Below are 16,941 nucleotides of genomic sequence, written 5' to 3' on the forward strand. Positions count from 1 at the left end.
TCGTCGAGTGGTCCCGCGGTCACCCGTGTTGCTGGGCTCGCGCCAGAATCCGATCGCGCTTTCGGGGCAGAATGTTGGCCCGGACGAGATCACCGTCGTAGTGGTCGAGCACCCGCGGGTCCATCACCCGACGCCACAGCGGCGGTACCGCTGCCAGTAGAACCATCGTCGCGTACCCGGCGGGCAATTGCGGGGCCTCGTCGCACGAGAGCAGAGTCTGGTATCGCTTCCCCGGATTGGCATGATGATCGCTGTGTCGCTGCAGGTGGTAGAGAAAGATGTTGGTGCACAGCCGGTCGCTGTTCCAACTGTGCCGCGGTGCGCATCGCACGTATCTGCCTCGCTCGTTCGTCTCGCGCAGCAGTGCGTAGTGCTCCACGTAGTTCACCATCTCCAGGAGCACGAATCCCACGACGGCTTGTATCAGCAGATACGGCGCGATCGCCCAGCCGAAGACGACCATCAGCGTGACGAAGAGAACGGCGCTGAGCAGCCACGTGTGCAACAGGGCGTTCGACGGGTGAAACACGGAGTGGCCTTTGCGGCGCAGCCGCCGAGCCTCGAGCTTCCAGGCCGAGGCCAGCCCGAGAACAGCGCTGCGCGGCACGAACGTCCACACGCTCTCTCCCAACCGGGCACTGGCCGGATCCTCCGGAGTGGCCACCCGCACGTGATGGCCGCGGTTGTGCTCGACGAAGAAGTGTCCGTACAGGGTTTGCGACAAGGCCACCTTCGCCAACCAGCGTTCGTGCTGCTCGACGCGGTGGCCCAGCTCGTGGGCGGCGTTGATTCCGGTTCCCGCGACCAGGCCCACCGTCACAGCGAGCCCGATCTTGTCCACCACGCTCAGGCCCCCGTACGCCCACATCCAGCAGGCGACGATCAGACCGATGAATTGGATGGGCAGGAACAGATAGGTGCACCAGCGGTAATAGCGGTCGTTCTGCAGCTTGTCGGCCGCAGACGCGTCCGGGTTGTGACCGTCCTCGCCCGCGAGCAGATCGATGATCGGAATGATCACGAAGAACACCAGGACGCCGCTCCACCAGAACACCGGCATGCCGGTCCAGTACACCAATTGGGACGGCAACAGTGCCGATGCCGGTGCCAGCAGACCCAGCATCCACAGGTAGCGCTTGTTGTCCCACCGCCGAACCGCAGGTGCAGCCCCGGCCGAATTCCGCTCCCCGAAAGCGACACCCGAATCGTCCGATGGGGTGATTCGGCCGTCCACGCGCACAGTTGCCACACCCTCTCACCGAATGTTTGCGGTCCTATCAGTTTGTTTTCGAGGGTATAACATGCCGGGCGTTCGGACCGAGGGGTGTGACGGATACCCCGGACACGTCGGATCCGAGAAAACCGGCCCCGCCCGCACGATCGACGGTCGGGGCCGGCCTCGCAAGACGACTCGGCCGCGTCTCACTCGGGTCGCGACTCGACTTTCTTCGCCTCGCGCAGACCCATCACCGAATGACGGCGGCCGTACAGCACGTAGATGACGACACCCGCTGCCATCCACACCAGGAACCGCAACCAGGTCTCGACCGACAGGTTGAGCATCAGCCACAGGCACGCGGCCACTGCCAGGATCGGAACCAGCGGAACCCAGGGCACGCGGAACCCGCGCTCGAGATCGGGACGCGTCTTGCGGAGGACGAGCACACCGGCCGACACCAGAACGAAGGCGAACAGCGTGCCGATGTTGACCATCTCCTCGAGCGTGCCGAGAGGGACGAACGCGGCGAGCAGTCCGACCACCACACCGACCAGGATCGTCGTCCGAACCGGCGTGCCCTTCTTTCCGGTGTGGGCCAGACCGCGCGGCACCAGGCCGTCTCGCGACATGGCGAACAGGACGCGAGTCTGCCCCAGCATGAGAACCATGACCACCGTCGTCAGACCGGCCAGTGCGCCGAACGAAATGATGTTCTTGGCCCACGTCAGCCCGTTCAGCTCGAAAGCCGTTGCCAGCGTGGCACTGTCGCCGGCCAGATCCGTGTACTTGACCATCCCGGTCAGCACCAGGGTCACCGCCACGTAGAGCACGGTCACGATGGCCAAGGATCCGAGGATGCCGCGCGGCAATGCCTTCTGCGGCTCCTTCGTCTCCTCGGCCGTGGTCGCGACCACGTCGAAGCCGATGAACGCGAAGAACACCAGCGACGCCGCCGCCAGCAGTCCGTACCAACCGAAGGTGCTACCGCCCGCACCGGTGACGAAGGAGAACAGGGACTGATGAAGCCCCTCACCCGTGGACGCGGGCTCGGACGGCGGAATGTACGGGTCGTAGTTGGCGACCTTGATGTAGAACGCACCGAGCACGACGACGAACAGCACGACGATCACCTTGATGGCTGTGATCACCAACGACACGCGCGAGGACAACTTGGTTCCCGAGGCGATGAGAACCGTCAACACCACCACGATGAGAAGTGCGCCCCAGTCGAAATTCAGCGAACCGATCTGCAGTACCGGGGCCGACGTGCCGAGCAGGTCTCCCAGGTAGAGCGACCAGGCCTTCGCCACCACCGCCGCGGCGAGTCCGAATTCCAGGATCAGATCCCAGCCGATGATCCAGGCGATGAACTCACCGAATGCGGCGTAGGAGAACGTGTAGGCACTACCGGCGACCGGAACCGTGGAGGCGAACTCGGCGTAACAGAGGGCAGCGAGCCCGCAGGCGATGGCCGCCAACACGAACGCCACCGAAACAGCCGGTCCGGCAACGTTTCCGGCAGTCCTCGCCGTCAGCGTGAAAATGCCGGCTCCGACCGCCACCGCGACACCGAACACGGTCAGATCCCACGAACCGAGCTCCTTGCGCAACTTGGTGTCCGGTTCGTCGGTGTCCTTGATCGATTGTTCGATCGACTTGGTCCGGAACCACCCCGTCGTACGCGGGGGCTTCCTGGGCCGGTCTGCCTTGGTCATCGGACCTCCGTATCGCCACGTCGCTTCTGCAGACGGCCGATCCGATCGGACCCACCCGTCCCAGAATTCACTGTGACATCACCTTATTGGTAGCGGGCACCCGTGTCGGACACTTCGGCCACTCGACTTGCCGCGCCTTACGACTGCAATGATCCGACCGCCGCCACGAACACTTCGGCACCGTCGGAGTCCGCGGTGACGGTGACCGATCGGTCGGCAGCGGGAATCCACGCCGAACTACCTTGGGGCACGGTGAGCCCCGCGTGTGTGTCACCGGTCGTCGCCAGCACCGAACCGCTGGTGCACAACAGAATTCGCGGACCGGTTCCAGGAATCTCGACGGTCTCCCCCGGACCGACCGCCGTCCGGCTGAGGACGAATTCAGGGGCCGGCGTCGGGTATCGGTAGGTGGGCCGATCGTTCTCACCCGGCGTGATCGGAGAGATGTCGGCGGGCTCGAAGTCCAGCACGCGCAACAACTCCGGCACGTCGACGTGCTTGGGCGTCAACCCTCCACGCAGAACGTTGTCGGAGTTGGCCATGATCTCCACACCGGTTCCGCGCAGGTACGCATGGAGATTGCCCGCATCCAGGTACAGGCCCTGGCCGGGAGTCAGGGTGACCCGATTGAGCAGTAAGGCCGCCAGTACTCCAGCATCACCGGGATACGACTCCCCCAGCTCGAGCAACGTCCGTGCCTCGGCGGCGAATCGACCGCCGTCGGCGCGGGCAGGCCCCGACAGATAATCGATGCAGCCCTGGGCGACCGCAGGCAACAGGTCGTCCAGGGACTGCCCGGGCAACGTGATCCACGAGGTGAACACCGTCCGGAGGCCCGACGCGTCGGGCTGAGCGGCGAGCAACGTGCGATACCCCGCGAGGGACGGCACGGCCAACGCATCGAGAAACTCGACCGTCTCGGCCGGTTGCCGAAACCCTGCCAGTGCTTCGAATTCGGTGAGTGCCACGATCAGCTCGGGCTTGTGATTGGCGTCCCGGTAATTGCGCACCGGGGAATCGATCGCAACACCTGCGGCATTCTCCCGCGCGAAGCCCTCACGCGCCTGCGCGCTGCTCGGATGTGCCTGCAACGACAGAGGTTCTTCTGCGGCAAGCAATTTCAGCAAGTACGGCAGCCGCGACGAGAAGTCCTCTGCAGAGCCGCCCAACTGTGTTTCCGGATCCCCGTCGATGAGGGTGAGCAACGGCGTGCTGCCACCCTCGTGAACCACGTGCGCAGAATCGGCCGGGTGTGCACCCAGCCAGATCTCCGCCTCGGGATGATCGGACGGTACCGGCCTACCCTGGATACGAGCCAGAGCAGTGCGCGAACCCCAAGCGTAGGACCGGACTGCGCCTCGCAGGAGTTGCACTAGCTACCGCCCATCAACGACAAGTACGCGGCAGTGGTGTCCAACCGCGTTGCCAACACCGACATCGTGTCGAGCATCGAGAGTGTAACCGGATCGGGTGACGCCGCGCGGGCCTCGAAACCCGAACTCACGAACTCCCCGCCGGACGTCGCCTCACCGGACTCGGTCAGTACCAGTTCGGAATTCGGAACACCGGCAATGCGTCGTTCGGTCAGCGCGCGATCGGATTCGGACGCCAGGACGAATACCCGCATCGGCTGTTCGGGAGCCGGTCCGTCGAGCTCCTCGTCGTGGAAGATCGAGTCGAAGGTGCTGACCGGCCCCGATGACTCGACCATGGACGCACGGATGGACGCAGCAATGACATCGCCGAGCTCACCCGCAGCCACGATCAGACCGGCCACCCGCAGCAACACCTCGCTACCGTGCCGCGCCACCTCGACGGCAGCCGGCCCGGCACCGCTGAGCACCACACGTTTGCCGCTGAACCCACTGGCAAGCGCTTTGGCAGGGTTGTGGAACACCTCGTTGGACGGGCTGTTGCGCACAGCCTCGGCATCGAGCAGATCTGCGAGCCGAGAAAGGTTGGGCAGCAGCGCCTTCCACGAACCACCGGCAACCGCGCCGAGGACGGCCACGAACGCCGCAAGATAGCGCATCAGCGCATTGTGGTCACGCACCGCTATGCGCGGCGGCAACCACATGACCCTGGCACCGCGCACGGCACGCAAGGGACCCTCTTCCGGTGCCACGACGACGACCTCCGCGCCCCGCCGTGCTGCCGCGTCGACCGATTCGGCCAGACGAGGATCGCCTGCATCGTCGCCGGCCACCACGACGACATCCAGTGGCCCGATCCACGGCGGAGTTCCGGTACTACGAACCAGGGGAACGCCCAAATGGTTTCCGAGAGCAGCGACAAGCAGAGACGCGGCACGGCTGCTGCGGCCGTCGCCGGTCACGATCACCACGCTGCGAGGTCGCAGGTCGGCCAGTCGCGCCAGCACCGACTCATCGACCGCAGTGGCGACGGCGCGTACTTGAGCACCCGCGAGCGCGGCGCTGCGGAGCGCGCCCTCCCGATCGGCGGCCACGATCGCGCCGGCGTCGTCGAGATCGACCAGAGACGTCACTGCCCTCATGACCTCGGCACCTTCCCTTACGTCACCGACTCGAAATGCCTGCATACCCACTTGTGAACTCTAGGTAACCACTATTCCAGTCCGGAGCGAACGATGCTCAATATCTCGGTCGACAACGCGTCGACCTCGGTGCGGGTGCGCGCCTCGACATTGAGTCTCAACAGGGGCTCGGTGTTGGACGCACGCAAGTTGAACCATGCACCACCCTCGAGGTCGACGGTCACGCCGTCGAGACGGTCGATTCCGGTGGTCCGATCGGCGAACGCGTCGAGCACGGCCTGGGTGCGTTCGGCTGCGTCGTCGACCGTCGAGTTGATCTCACCCGACGCGCTGTACGTCTCGTACGAGGCCATCATCTCCGAGAGCGGTCGATCCTGGGCGCCGAGGGCAGCGAGAACGTGCAGCGCGGCGAGCATGCCGGAATCGGCACCCCAGAAATCGCGGAAGTAGTAGTGCGCGGAATGTTCTCCGCCGAAGATCGCACCGGTATCGGCCATCTGCTGCTTGATGAACGAGTGCCCCACTCGGGTGCGGACAGGCTTGCCGCCGAGCTCGGTGACCAGCTCCGGCACCGCACGCGAGGTGATGAGATTGTGAATGATCGACGCACCGGGCTCCTTGGCCAGCTCGCGTTCTGCCACCAAGCAGGTCACGGCCGACGGCGAGACCGGATCGCCCTTCTCGTCGACGACGAAGCACCGGTCGGCGTCTCCGTCGAACGCGAGCCCGATGTCGGCACCGGTCTCGACGACGAAGCGCTGCAGATCCACCAGGTTCGCCGGATCCAGTGGGTTGGCCTCGTGATTGGGGAAGCTGCCGTCGAGTTCGAAGAACAACGGTTCGATCGTCACCGGGAGCGGAGCGAACACCGCGGGGACCGTGTGCCCGCCCATGCCGTTACCCGCGTCGACGGCGATCTTCATGGATCCGATGCCGGATAGATCGACCAGATCGCGGACGAACCCGGCGTAGTCGGTCAACACGTCTCGCGACGTTGCCGTACCGGCCGGGCCGTCGAAGTCCGGCACCCCGTCGATCAGTTCCGACTTGATCGTGGCCAACCCGGTGTCCTGTCCCACCGGCTTGGCACCGGCGCGGCACAGCTTGATTCCGTTGTACTTCGCCGGATTGTGGCTTGCGGTGAACATGGCACCCGGGCATTCGAGCAGGCCCGACGCGAAGTAGAGCTGATCGGTCGAGGCGAGACCGATGTGCACGACGTCGAGTCCCTGCGCGGTGACGCCGTCCGCGAAAGCGCGGGACAGGCCCGGCGAGGAGTCGCGCATGTCGTGTCCGATGACGACGGTCCGCGCCGCGCCCTCCTCGTCGCGTACCAACCGGGCGAACGATGCACCGACGTCTCGGACGAACGCCTCGTCGATCTGCTCACCTACGACGCCACGGACGTCGTAGGCCTTGATGACGGCTTTGACGGACTCTGCGGTTCGGGCCACGAAGATTCTCCTGATTGTCGGTCGTCCGGCGTCGGACATCCAGCGTTGGGTACGGGGCGATCAACACCGAAGCTCGGCAGACCGGCTTGTCCGTTTCGGTACTGGTGCAAACCTTGCCAGACGCCCGGTGGGCGGGCCAGTCGACCCGTCGTTCGTTCGGGCGGACGCAGCGCATAGCCCCGCCGCGGCGTTCTTCGCAGGGGGTCTAGGACGTGGGATCGGGTAGAACTCTGAGGTGTCCGCGTCGGCCGGTTCGGACGGCAGGCGTGGCCCGTCGCTCGGTGTCCTGGTGGCGGGCGGGCGACCGGTCACCGCTGTCTCGCTCCTCGGAGCGCGTCCGGTCTCCCCGGCCGGCTTCGCGTACGGCCTCGGCCAGCGCGGTCAGATCGTCCTCGTCGGGGGTCGATGTCGAGTAACCACCCTCGTACCGCACGAGCTCCCAGCCCTTGGGTGCCGTGGTCGTCGAGGCATGGACCTCGCACAGGTCCCAGGAGTGCGGCTCGTCCACGGTGGCCAGCGGACCGACGACCGCAGTGGAGTCGGAGTAGACATATGTGAGCGTCGCAACGGCAGAACGGTTGCAACCAGGCCTGCAGCAGCCACGCAGTGATCTCACGAGTGCAGAGTATCCGGTACGTGCAACCGACCGAACGACCGACACACCGGACAGTCGCGATAACCTGCCCCCATGCCTCAGTTCTCTTCCGCGCGCAGGATCACGTCGCGGTCCGTTGCGCGGCACGGCCGCGGCATCCGCGGACCGGTGCTGCCCGAGGACCTACCTGCCCGGCGATCACGTGCAGAGAAGTTCGACCGGCTGGTACTCGACGCGTTCGCGCGCATCGACCACCGGTGGCACGACAAGCTCTCGAAGCTCGACATCGCCGTCGACGACGTGCCCAAGATCAGGGCGTTGGACCCCGAATCGGTCACGTGGCCGCCCGAGGTGGTCGCAGAAGGACCGGTACCCCTGTCGCGACTGGTCCCCGCAGGGATCGACAAGCGCGGAGAGACGACACGCGCCCGTGTGGTGCTGTTCCGGCGTCCGCTCGAGCGGCGCGCCAAGCATCCGGAAGATTTGGAGGACCTACTGTTCGAGGTCCTGGTCGAGCAGGTAGCGACGTATTTGGGGATCGATCCCGACGAGGTGGACCCCGCCAGCGCCGAGCCGTGATGTAGCGTCGGCTCGTGGGTGGATCCCCCTGAGCGCGTTCGGCTCAGCCGATCCCGCGCTTGAGCCGACGACGCTCACGCTCGGACAGTCCGCCCCAGATTCCGAATCGCTCGTCGTTGGCGAGAGCATATTCGAGGCACTCGTCCTTGACCTCGCAGCCGAGGCAGATTCGCTTCGCTTCGCGGGTGGAGCCGCCCTTTTCGGGAAAGAAGGCTTCGGGATCGGTCTGAGCGCACAGGGCGCGCTCCTGCCACTGATCCTCGATCTCCTCGAACATCTCGTCGAAACCCGCCACAAGACTGAGGAACGGCTTGGCGGGTGGAACCGATTCGGCCACGAACGGCATCGAATCGGCGTCGTTGTCCGAGTCGTCGTTATCGACGTCGTCGACATCCGGGCTGTCGACATCAGGGCTGTCGATGTCCTGATCGATTTGCACGGCGTCACTCGAGGGTTCTCCGTCGACTGCATCGTTCGACGGGGTCACGTACGCAGAACCGGCGTCGACGGAGACGCTCGAATCCACGCCGGAATCGGACTCGGTTTGCGGCGCGTCGTCGACAGCGCTGAGGTGTGCAGTGGGTCCGCCCCGCTGATCACGTGTCACGTGCTGGTCATACATCGCTTCCGCCTCCTCACCTGTGGTAGCGCAGATACTTTCGGTCCTCGTAATCTCGAATACCTTGCCCCGCGCCGGTATTCGATCGAGCTGGTACGTCCGAGCCGGCTCTCCACCCGTCCAACTCTCGACCTCTACTCCACGTCCACTCAGGGACGAACAGGAAGGGAACGAGTGTTCGAAACCAGGTTCGCTGCAGTCGAACTCGTGCCGCGAACGCTGAATGACATACCTGTGATTAGACACGTACAGGTGTGTCGCGGTCAAGCCGATCGCACAAATCCAATACCATCCCATGCCCGAAATCGGCTGTCTCCCCGAATCGGAGCGCGTCCCGTGCGTGTCGCGGCGGTTCTCGGGCTCGGATCCCGGCCCCGCGGACGGTCCGGGTGGGCGCTCACCCGGGCGGGCGGCAACCGCACTAGGCTCGCATGTTGTGAAAGTTACTGTTCTGGTCGGTGGCGTCGGTGGCGCGCGGTTCCTCCAGGGGCTCAAATCCCTGTTCGGCGACTCCCTTCTCGGCGACGAACCCGAGAACGAGATCACGGCGGTGGTCAACGTCGGCGACGACGTCTGGATGCACGGCCTTCGCATCTGCCCGGATCTCGACACGTGCATGTACACCCTCGGAAACGGAATCGACACCGAGCGAGGCTGGGGCCGGGTCGCGGAGACATGGAACGCCCGCGACGAGTTGGCCGCCTACGGAGCAGATCCCGACTGGTTCGGCCTCGGCGACAGGGACATCGCCACGCACTTGATCCGCAGTCGCATGCTGCGCACCGGATTTCCGCTGTCGGCCGTCACCGAGGCACTGTGCAACCGATGGCAGCCCGGGGTCCGATTGCTGCCGGTCACCGACGACCGCTCGGAAACACACGTCGTGGTCACCGACCCCGACGACCCCAGCGGCGAGCAGCAACGTGCAATCCACTTCCAGGAGTGGTGGGTTCGCTACCGCGCGCAGATTCCCACGCACAGTTTCGCTCATATCGGTGCCGAACAGGCCACTGCCGCACCGGGAGTCGCCGAAGCGATCGCCGAGGCCGACGCGGTGATCCTGGCCCCGTCCAACCCGGTGGTCAGTGTCGGCGCAATTCTTGCCGTACCCGGCATCCGCGGCGCACTGCGCACCACCGCCGCCAAGGTCGTCGGCCTGTCCCCGGTGGTGGACGGTAAACCGTTGCGCGGCATGGCAGACGAGTGCCTGTCGGTCATCGGCGTCGACACGACGGCCGAGGCCGTCGGCCGCCTCTACGGAAGCCGAAGCGGCACCGGCATTCTCGACGCCTGGCTGGTGCACAGCACCGACTCGGCGGTGGTCGACGGAGTCGACGTGCAGTCGATTCCGTTGCTGATGACCGACCCGGAGACCACAGCGGTGATGGCCCGCACCGCCCTGCGCGCAGCCGGACTCGAACTGTGACCGCCCCACGCGAGGTGGCATCGATGCCGGAGGCTCCCGGTGACCACGCACCGGGCGGATCGATCGAAATCCTGCCGGTCACGGGACTTCCCGAGTTTCGTCCGGGCGACGATCTCGCCGCAGCAATCGTCGACCGAGCGCCCTGGCTGCGCGACGGAGACGTCCTCGTGGTCACCAGCAAGATCGTCTCCAAGGTCGAGGGACGTCTGGTGCCCGCACCGCAGGACCCCGAGGAGCGGGACGCAGCCCGCCGGGTCCTCGTCGATCAGGAGGCCGTTCGCGTCGTCGCCCGAAAAGGCCGGACACTCATCACCGAGAACCGCCTCGGCATCGTGCAAGCCGCGTCGGGTATCGACGGGTCCAACGTCGACGGCAGCGAACTGGCGCTGCTCCCGGAGAATCCCGACGCCAGCGCGGCGACTCTTCGGCGAGCACTGCACGAGTCGGCCGGAGTCACCGTGGCTGTCGTGATCACCGACACGATGGGCCGGGCCTGGCGGATCGGTCAGACCGATGCCGCGATCGGGTCTGCCGGCCTGGCGGTCGTCCATCGATACGCCGGGGCAGAAGACGGCCAGGGCAACGAACTGATCGTCACCGAAGTCGCCATCGCCGACGAGCTCGCTGCGGCAGGCGATCTCGTGAAGGGCAAGCTGGGTGGCGTTCCGATAGCCGTCGTCCGCGGCCTGTCACCGGTCGACGACGGCTCCACCGCCGCCACCCTGCTGCGCGGCGGCGAAGACGATCTGTTCTGGCTGGGAACCGCCGAGGCGCTCGAACGTGGTCGACGCGAGGCCCTGCTCCGCCGGCGGTCGGTTCGATCGTTCTCCCCCGACGCAGTCGACCCGGATTCGATTCGTGACGCCGTCGCGGACGCCCTCACCGCCCCCGCCCCGCATCACACCCACCCCGTCAGATTCGTCTGGATCAGAACGCCCGCGGTGCGTCGACGACTGCTCGAGACCATGCGGGAGCAGTGGCGAGCCGATCTGGCCGGCGACGGACTGACCGAGGACCGCATCGCCGCCAGGCTGAGCCGCGGTGACATTCTGTTCGATGCGCCGGAAATCGTGATTCCGTTCTGTGTGCCGGACGGGGCGCACACCTATCCCGACGAGAGGCGTCGGGCAGCGGAGGACACCATATTCACCGTGGCGGTCGGTGCCGCCGTTCAGGGTTTGCTCGTCGCCCTGGCCGTTCGCGATCTCGGTAGCTGCTGGATCGGTTCGACGATCTTCGCCGCCGATACCGTCCGCGCCGAGCTCGGCTTGCGTGCGGACTGGAAAGCATTGGGGGCCATCGCAATCGGACACCCCAGCGAACCGCTGACGGTACGAGATCCGGCCGCGCCCGGGTCTTCGCTGGTGGAGCTCTGACCGACGATGTCCGCTTCCTCACTGTGGCAGTCCGCGGCCGAGACACTCGATCGTTGGGCACCGACCGACTCCAGGGACGAATCCCTTCGGCACACCGTGATCGCCTTTCTGCACAGCAATCCCGACGCGTGTCTTCGCGCCAACGAGGCCGGCCACATCACGGCGTCGTCGCTGGTACTCGACGCGTCGGGACGGCACGTTCTGTTGACCCTGCATCCCCGGGTGGGCCGGTGGATTCAGCTGGGCGGTCACTGCGAACCCGAGGACGAGACGGTCGTCGCCGCAGCGCTGCGCGAGGCGACCGAAGAATCCGGAATTGCCGATCTGTCGATCGATCCCGAGTTGCTCTCGGCGCACACTCACCCGATCACGTGCTCGCTGGGTAAGCCGACCCGGCACCTGGACCTGCGGTTCCTGGTGCGCGCCCCGGACGGCGCGCGCGCCGTGCGCAGCGAGGAATCGACGGACCTGCGTTGGTGGCCGGTGGACGAACTACCCGATTCGGCCGAGCGCGAGACCATCGACCATCTCGTCGCGCTCGCCGCGCATCGCTGATCGGCCCGGGTCGGCCCCGCTCGGCCCCTCGGGACGGCGATCAGACGTCGGTGGAGAAGCGCACTCCCCCGTCGGGCAGCTTCACTCCGGGCCATACCCGTGCCCCACGCAGCAACTCGCACCGAGCTCCGATATCGGCACCGTCACCGATGACGGCGTCACGCACGAGTGCGCGCGGTCCGATGCGGGCTCCGAATCCCAGGATGGACCGTTCGACCACGGCCCCTGCTTCGACGATCGCACCGTCGAACACCACCGCGCCGTCGAGACGAGCGCCTGCGCCGATCTCGGCACCACGCCCGACGACGGTTCCACCGATCAGCAGTGCGCCCGGCGCGACGCCCGCTCCGGGGTGAACCAAGGACTCACCGCGATCTCCGTGCAGTGCGGGCGACGGCGCAATCCCGCGAACCAGGTCGGCCGATCCCTTGACGAAATCCTCCGGCGTACCCATGTCGCGCCAGTACGCACTGTCGACGTGCCCGTAGACCTTCTTGTTCTCGGCGAGCAAGGCGGGGAACACCTCTCGCTCCACCGACACCGGCCGGTCGGCTGCGATGGACTCGATGATCTCACGCTTGAACACGTAGCAACCGGCGTTGATCTGGTCAGTGGGCGGATCCTGGGTCTTCTCCAGAAATGCGGTGACTCGGCCGTTCTCGTCGGTCGGGACACAACCGAACGCTCGGGGATCGCCGACCCGAACGAGATGCAACGTCACGTCCGCGTCGGTCGTGCGGTGCGTATCGAGCACTGCTGTCAGATCGGTACCACCCAACACGTCACCGTTGAACACCATGACGTTGTCCGCCCGCAGTCGCGGCAACACGTTTCGGATTCCGCCGCCGGTGCCCATGGGCTCGGTCTCGAACACGTACTCGAGTTCGATGCCCAACGCCGACCCGTCGCCGAAATGTTGCTCGAACACTTCGGCTTTGAACGACGTTCCGAGAACCACGTGTTCGATGCCCGCAGCCTTGATCCTGGCCAGCAGGTGGGTGAGAAACGGGAGTCCTGCAGTCGGGAGCATCGGCTTCGGTGCCGACAGAGTCAACGGGCGCAGTCGAGTTCCCTTGCCGCCGACCAAGATCACTGCATCCGTCCGTGCGGCGACCGATGGGGAACTATCCGACATGTCCAGCCTCTGTTCTCTCGTCCGACGGTCGTTCTTCACGAGCTCGGGCCCGAAGCGCCGAGGTCACAACGACCTTCGAGCGAAGACCGAGACCCGCGCGCAGCGCCCATCGTAGTGGAGCCTGCCACACCCGGTCGTGTCTGTCGGCCTGGAATCGGTAGGCGCTGGTGTGGTGTGCGGGCAGCATCACTTCCGGATGCCGTCCTGCCGCATGGCCTTTCGAGTGCGTGACCTCGACCTCGGGTACGTAGACGTTCTGCCAACCCGCCCTACCGAGCCGGTCGCCGAGGTCCACGTCCTCCATGTACATGAAGTAGCGCGAATCGAACCCGTCGATGGAGTCGAACGCCGCGCGGCGAAGCAACAGGCATGATCCCGACAGCCATCCCACCGGCCGCTCGGACACCGTCTCGTTCTCCTGGCGGTATCGCCGAGTCCACGGATTGGTCGGCCAGAGCTTGCCCAGAATTGCGTGGCCGGCCCCGGACGTCAGATCGGGCACCGATCGCGCGGACGGGTATCGCGACCCGTCCGGCTCACGAATGAGTGGGCCCAGCGAACCTGCGCGCGGCCATCGCGCCGCGGCGTCGAGCAATCCGTCCAGGGACCCGGGGTGCCACCTGACATCCGGGTTGGCGACCACGACGAATTCGACCTCGGGGTCGACCGCGGCGATCGCCCGATTGACGGCAGCGCCGTAGCCGATGTTGGCGCCGGTACGCAGCAATTCTGCTTCCGCGAACGCCGCCTCGGCAGCTTCCGGAGTGCCGTCGACCGACCCGTTGTCGGCCATGATGACTCGCACGGGCCGAGTCGTGGCCTCGCGTAGAGACGTCAGAAATTGCTCGAGGTATTCGCCGGGGGAATAGGTCACCGTCACCACGGCCAGGTCGGAACTCACGCGGGCAAGACTAGCCCGAGGCGAGCATCGATCCCGCATCACGACCGAGCAAGAGCCGCCGTCAGAGCCTCGGACCAGGGGCGGGGCGCACCGAGCCCGGCTGCCGACCACGCATTCGGTGACAGCACCGAGTATGCGGGCCGAGGTGCCGGGACGACGTACTCCGCGCTCGAACACGGTCGCACCCGGTCGGGGTCGGCACCGATTCCCGAGAACACTGCCCGCGCGAGGTCGTACCAGCTCGCCTGCCCGGCGTTGGTGAAGTGAAGAGTCCGGCCGGTCACCGTCCCGTCGGCTTCGATCTCGAGCAGACCGGCGGCCAGGTCCAGGGCGAAGGTGGGCGATCCGATCTGGTCGTCGACCACCGAGACGGTCTCCCGCTCGCCTTCGAGTCTTCGCATCGTGGTGACGAAGTTCTTGCCGGTGTTGTCGTAGACCCATGCGGTGCGCACGATGACGGCCTCGGGGAGTTCCTCACGCACCGCCGTTTCCCCGGCCAACTTGGTGCGTCCGTACACGGACTTCGGCGCGGTCGCCGCGTCGACGTCGTACGGCTCGGCCGCTGTGCCGTCGAACACATAGTCGGTGGAAATGTGAATCAGTCGGGCACCGACACGCCCGCACGCCCGCGCGAGATTTCGAGGACCGTCGGCATTGACGGCCATCGCCCTGGACTCGTCGGTTTCGGCGGCATCGACGGCGGTGTACGCGGCGCAGTTGACGACGGTCGCACCCGCAGTCACCACGGCGTCGACGGCATCGGGGTCGGTGATGTCCAGGTCGGCGGACGAATAGCCGTGCACCTCGACGTCGGAATAACGCTCGGCGGCGAGCGAGACCACCCTTCGGCCCAACTGGCCGTGTGCACCGGTCACCACGATCGCATTCACGGTTGCCAAGTGTGGCACGCCGCGGTCGGTTCGGCGAGAGCGCGGCCGATCGCCAGTAACCTTCGAGTCGGGGGGAGTGAACGTCTGTCGGTGGGTGTCCATGCCTGCCGGAAACGAGGAAAGGGTCGAAGGTGCCACGAGATTCAGGCACGCACGGAGGTGAGCGCACGCCCCCACCACACCGGCGCACCTCGCGGCGAGCCGACGGCGACGGCCTGCGCGGCGAGCGACGCGGCCGTGACACCGACCCTCGTGCATCCCGCGGGCGCGACTCCCAGGATCACCCTGTACGTCCCTCCGCAGACGGCGAACCGGACGTGCATCGCCGAGGCGGCGCGGCCGGCGACGCACGACGAACCACGGCCGGCCGTACACGACGACCGCAGCGTGGGCCCCGAGGCGACGACCGACGACCGGACTCAGGCGAGGCACCCCGCCGACCGGGCGCAGGCGGTCGCTGGCCGGCGACGCACGTTGCGGTGGCCGTGTTGTCGGTACTCGTCCTGTTGGTGACCGGCTTCGCGTGGCGCAGTGTGGACAGTCTGCGGTCGAACATCGCCACTGCGGGTGGCCTCGGTCTGGGCGGCGCAGCGGACGGCGCGGTCGACATCCTGATGGTCGGCACCGACAGCCGCACCGACGCCCACGGCAACGCGCTCTCACCGGAAGAACTCGCCTCGCTCAACGCAGGTGAGGAAGTTGCGTCGAACACGGACACGATCGTGTTGATCCGCGTCCCGAACGACGGCTCGTCGGCCACTGCCATCTCCATCCCGCGCGACTCGTACGTCGAGGTGCCCGGGATCGGAATGTCCAAGATCAACGCCGCGTACGGAGCGACCAAGGAGAACAAACGGCTCGAACTGGTCGAGCAGGGAGTCTCCGATGCCGACGCCGAACCGCAGGCCACCGAGGCCGGACGCGAAGCGCTGATCGATTCGGTTGCCAATCTCACCGGTATCACGGTCGATCACTACGCAGAGGTCGGTCTGCTCGGTTTCGTTCTGCTGACCGACGCCGTCGGCGGAGTAGCGGTATGCCTGAACAATCCGGTGCAGGAGCCGCTGTCGGGTGCGAACTTCGCCGCCGGTGAGCAGAACCTGTCCGGTTCGCAGGCGCTGAGTTTCGTCCGGCAACGACACGATCTGCCCCGCGGTGACCTGGACCGGATCGTGCGCCAGCAAGTCTTCATGGCCTCCCTCGTACGCAGTGTGCTCAGCGCCAGGACGTTGAGCAATCCGAGCAAGCTCGGTCAGCTCAGTACCGCGGTGCAGCGGTCGGTCACCCTCGATTCGGACTGGGACATCCTGCAGTTCGCCACTCGCCTGCAGGATCTCGCCGGTGGCAAGGTCAAGTTCGAGACCATTCCCGCGGTCGACATCAATGCGACGACCGACTACGGCGAATCCATCGTGCAGGTCGACCCGGCAGCAGTGAAGAAATACGTCGCCGGGTTACTCGAGGACGGGAACTCCGCCGAGACCAACGCCGAGAATTCGGATGCGCCGGCCGTCGATCCGTCGACGGTGACGGTGGACGTCGCGAACGACAGCGGTATCGAAGGTCTGGCCAACGGTGTGGCCGGATCATTGACGGCCCTCGGGTACGTCGGTGGCGCCATCGGCAACTACGAGGGCTCGTCCATCTCCACGAGCCGCATCCAGACCGCCGACGTGGACAGCGACGCCGCTCGCGCCGTGTCGGCAGCACTCGGTGGCCTGCAGATCACCGCCGACGACACCATGCCGGCCGATGCCGTCCGGGTCGTCCTCGCCGACGACTACGCCGGCCCCGGCTCGGGACAGGCCGCGACGGCCGAAACCGTGGCGCCCGAAGCAGGTACAGCAGTCCCCGAGGAACCTGCGGCACCGATCGACGCGGGTTCCACCGGCCCCATGTGCGTGAACTGACAGTACGAACGCCGCGCGGAGGTCGGGGCGGGTCGGCGTCGACTAGGGTCGT

Annotated in this window: 16 protein-coding genes; 5 read left to right on the top strand and 11 right to left on the bottom strand. The window is 66.3% G+C overall.

Going from position 1 to position 16,941, the window contains the following annotated elements; translation table 11 throughout:
- Positions 1 to 19 precede the first annotated feature (19 nt).
- The 6 genes from VF34_RS19490 to VF34_RS19515 form a co-directional block, all read right to left on the bottom strand.
- Positions 20 to 1,123 carry an alkane 1-monooxygenase gene (locus tag VF34_RS19490; protein ID WP_080729302.1) on the bottom strand — a complete coding sequence of 368 codons (1,104 nt, stop codon included), beginning with the start codon at positions 1,121 to 1,123 and terminating at the stop codon, positions 20 to 22.
- A gap of 299 nt (positions 1,124 to 1,422) precedes the next feature.
- Entirely contained in the window at positions 1,423 to 2,934 is a 1,512-nt protein-coding gene (locus tag VF34_RS19495) for an amino acid permease (RefSeq protein ID WP_027496504.1), read from the bottom strand.
- Positions 2,935 to 3,071: 137 nt separating this feature from the next.
- Positions 3,072 to 4,307 (bottom strand): mannose-6-phosphate isomerase, class I, encoded by a 1,236-nt coding sequence (gene manA / locus VF34_RS19500; protein WP_027496503.1) that lies wholly within the window; start codon positions 4,305 to 4,307, stop codon positions 3,072 to 3,074.
- The gene (locus VF34_RS19505; RefSeq protein WP_032372697.1) at positions 4,307 to 5,449 is read right to left on the bottom strand and encodes a hypothetical protein; all 1,143 of its coding nucleotides are present in this window, start codon (positions 5,447 to 5,449) and stop codon (positions 4,307 to 4,309) included. Before VF34_RS19505 ends, manA begins: the two co-directional genes overlap by 1 nt.
- A gap of 71 nt (positions 5,450 to 5,520) precedes the next feature.
- Complete coding sequence (locus VF34_RS19510; protein ID WP_032372883.1) at positions 5,521 to 6,903, bottom strand: phosphomannomutase/phosphoglucomutase; 1,383 nt, start codon at positions 6,901 to 6,903, stop codon at positions 5,521 to 5,523.
- 205 nt (positions 6,904 to 7,108) lie between these two features.
- On the bottom strand, positions 7,109 to 7,519 hold the full coding sequence (locus VF34_RS19515; protein ID WP_027496500.1) for a DUF3499 domain-containing protein: 411 nt from the start codon (positions 7,517 to 7,519) through the stop codon (positions 7,109 to 7,111).
- 72 nt (positions 7,520 to 7,591) lie between these two features.
- Between VF34_RS19515 and VF34_RS19520 the strand changes: the two genes are divergently transcribed.
- On the top strand, positions 7,592 to 8,077 hold the full coding sequence (locus VF34_RS19520; protein ID WP_027496499.1) for a metallopeptidase family protein: 486 nt from the start codon (positions 7,592 to 7,594) through the stop codon (positions 8,075 to 8,077).
- A gap of 43 nt (positions 8,078 to 8,120) precedes the next feature.
- On the opposite strand, the gene VF34_RS19525 is transcribed toward VF34_RS19520, so the two are convergent.
- Positions 8,121 to 8,354 (bottom strand): WhiB family transcriptional regulator, encoded by a 234-nt coding sequence (locus VF34_RS19525; protein WP_027496498.1) that lies wholly within the window; start codon positions 8,352 to 8,354, stop codon positions 8,121 to 8,123.
- A gap of 778 nt (positions 8,355 to 9,132) precedes the next feature.
- On the opposite strand from VF34_RS19525, the gene cofD reads away from it, so the two are divergent.
- The 3 genes from cofD to VF34_RS19540 are packed head-to-tail and all read left to right on the top strand — an operon-like array spanning position 9,133 to position 12,053.
- Positions 9,133 to 10,122: a 2-phospho-L-lactate transferase gene (gene cofD, locus VF34_RS19530; RefSeq protein WP_032372698.1), complete on the top strand. Its 990-nt coding sequence runs from the start codon at positions 9,133 to 9,135 to the stop codon at positions 10,120 to 10,122.
- Between the two features lie 23 nt (positions 10,123 to 10,145).
- Positions 10,146 to 11,498 carry a coenzyme F420-0:L-glutamate ligase gene (locus VF34_RS19535; RefSeq protein WP_045841970.1) on the top strand — a complete coding sequence of 451 codons (1,353 nt, stop codon included), beginning with the start codon at positions 10,146 to 10,148 and terminating at the stop codon, positions 11,496 to 11,498.
- A 6-nt stretch (positions 11,499 to 11,504) separates the two neighbouring features.
- Entirely contained in the window at positions 11,505 to 12,053 is a 549-nt protein-coding gene (locus VF34_RS19540; RefSeq protein WP_027496495.1) for an NUDIX hydrolase, read from the top strand.
- Positions 12,054 to 12,093: 40 nt separating this feature from the next.
- Here VF34_RS19540 and VF34_RS19545 read toward each other — a convergent pair whose 3' ends face one another.
- The 4 genes from VF34_RS19545 to VF34_RS19560 form a co-directional block, all read right to left on the bottom strand.
- A complete protein-coding gene (locus VF34_RS19545) occupies positions 12,094 to 13,188 on the bottom strand; it encodes a mannose-1-phosphate guanylyltransferase (RefSeq protein ID WP_027496494.1) in 1,095 nt (364 codons plus the stop codon).
- Complete coding sequence (locus tag VF34_RS19550; protein ID WP_027496493.1) at positions 13,178 to 14,089, bottom strand: glycosyltransferase family 2 protein; 912 nt, start codon at positions 14,087 to 14,089, stop codon at positions 13,178 to 13,180. The genes VF34_RS19545 and VF34_RS19550 overlap by 11 nt, the downstream gene beginning before the upstream one ends.
- 38 nt (positions 14,090 to 14,127) lie before the next feature.
- Positions 14,128 to 14,979, bottom strand: coding sequence for a dTDP-4-dehydrorhamnose reductase (gene rfbD / locus VF34_RS19555; RefSeq protein WP_032372886.1), 852 nt, complete (start codon positions 14,977 to 14,979; stop codon positions 14,128 to 14,130).
- 143 nt (positions 14,980 to 15,122) lie between these two features.
- Positions 15,123 to 15,263 (bottom strand): hypothetical protein, encoded by a 141-nt coding sequence (locus VF34_RS19560; RefSeq protein ID WP_155288785.1) that lies wholly within the window; start codon positions 15,261 to 15,263, stop codon positions 15,123 to 15,125.
- A 195-nt stretch (positions 15,264 to 15,458) separates the two neighbouring features.
- On the opposite strand from VF34_RS19560, the gene VF34_RS19565 reads away from it, so the two are divergent.
- Positions 15,459 to 16,889: an LCP family protein gene (locus VF34_RS19565; protein ID WP_032372700.1), complete on the top strand. Its 1,431-nt coding sequence runs from the start codon at positions 15,459 to 15,461 to the stop codon at positions 16,887 to 16,889.
- Positions 16,890 to 16,941: the final 52 nt, after the last annotated feature.

The sequence above is a fragment of the Rhodococcus sp. PML026 genome, from assembly GCF_000963615.1.
Classification (GTDB): Bacteria; Actinomycetota; Actinomycetes; order Mycobacteriales; family Mycobacteriaceae; genus Rhodococcoides; species Rhodococcoides fascians.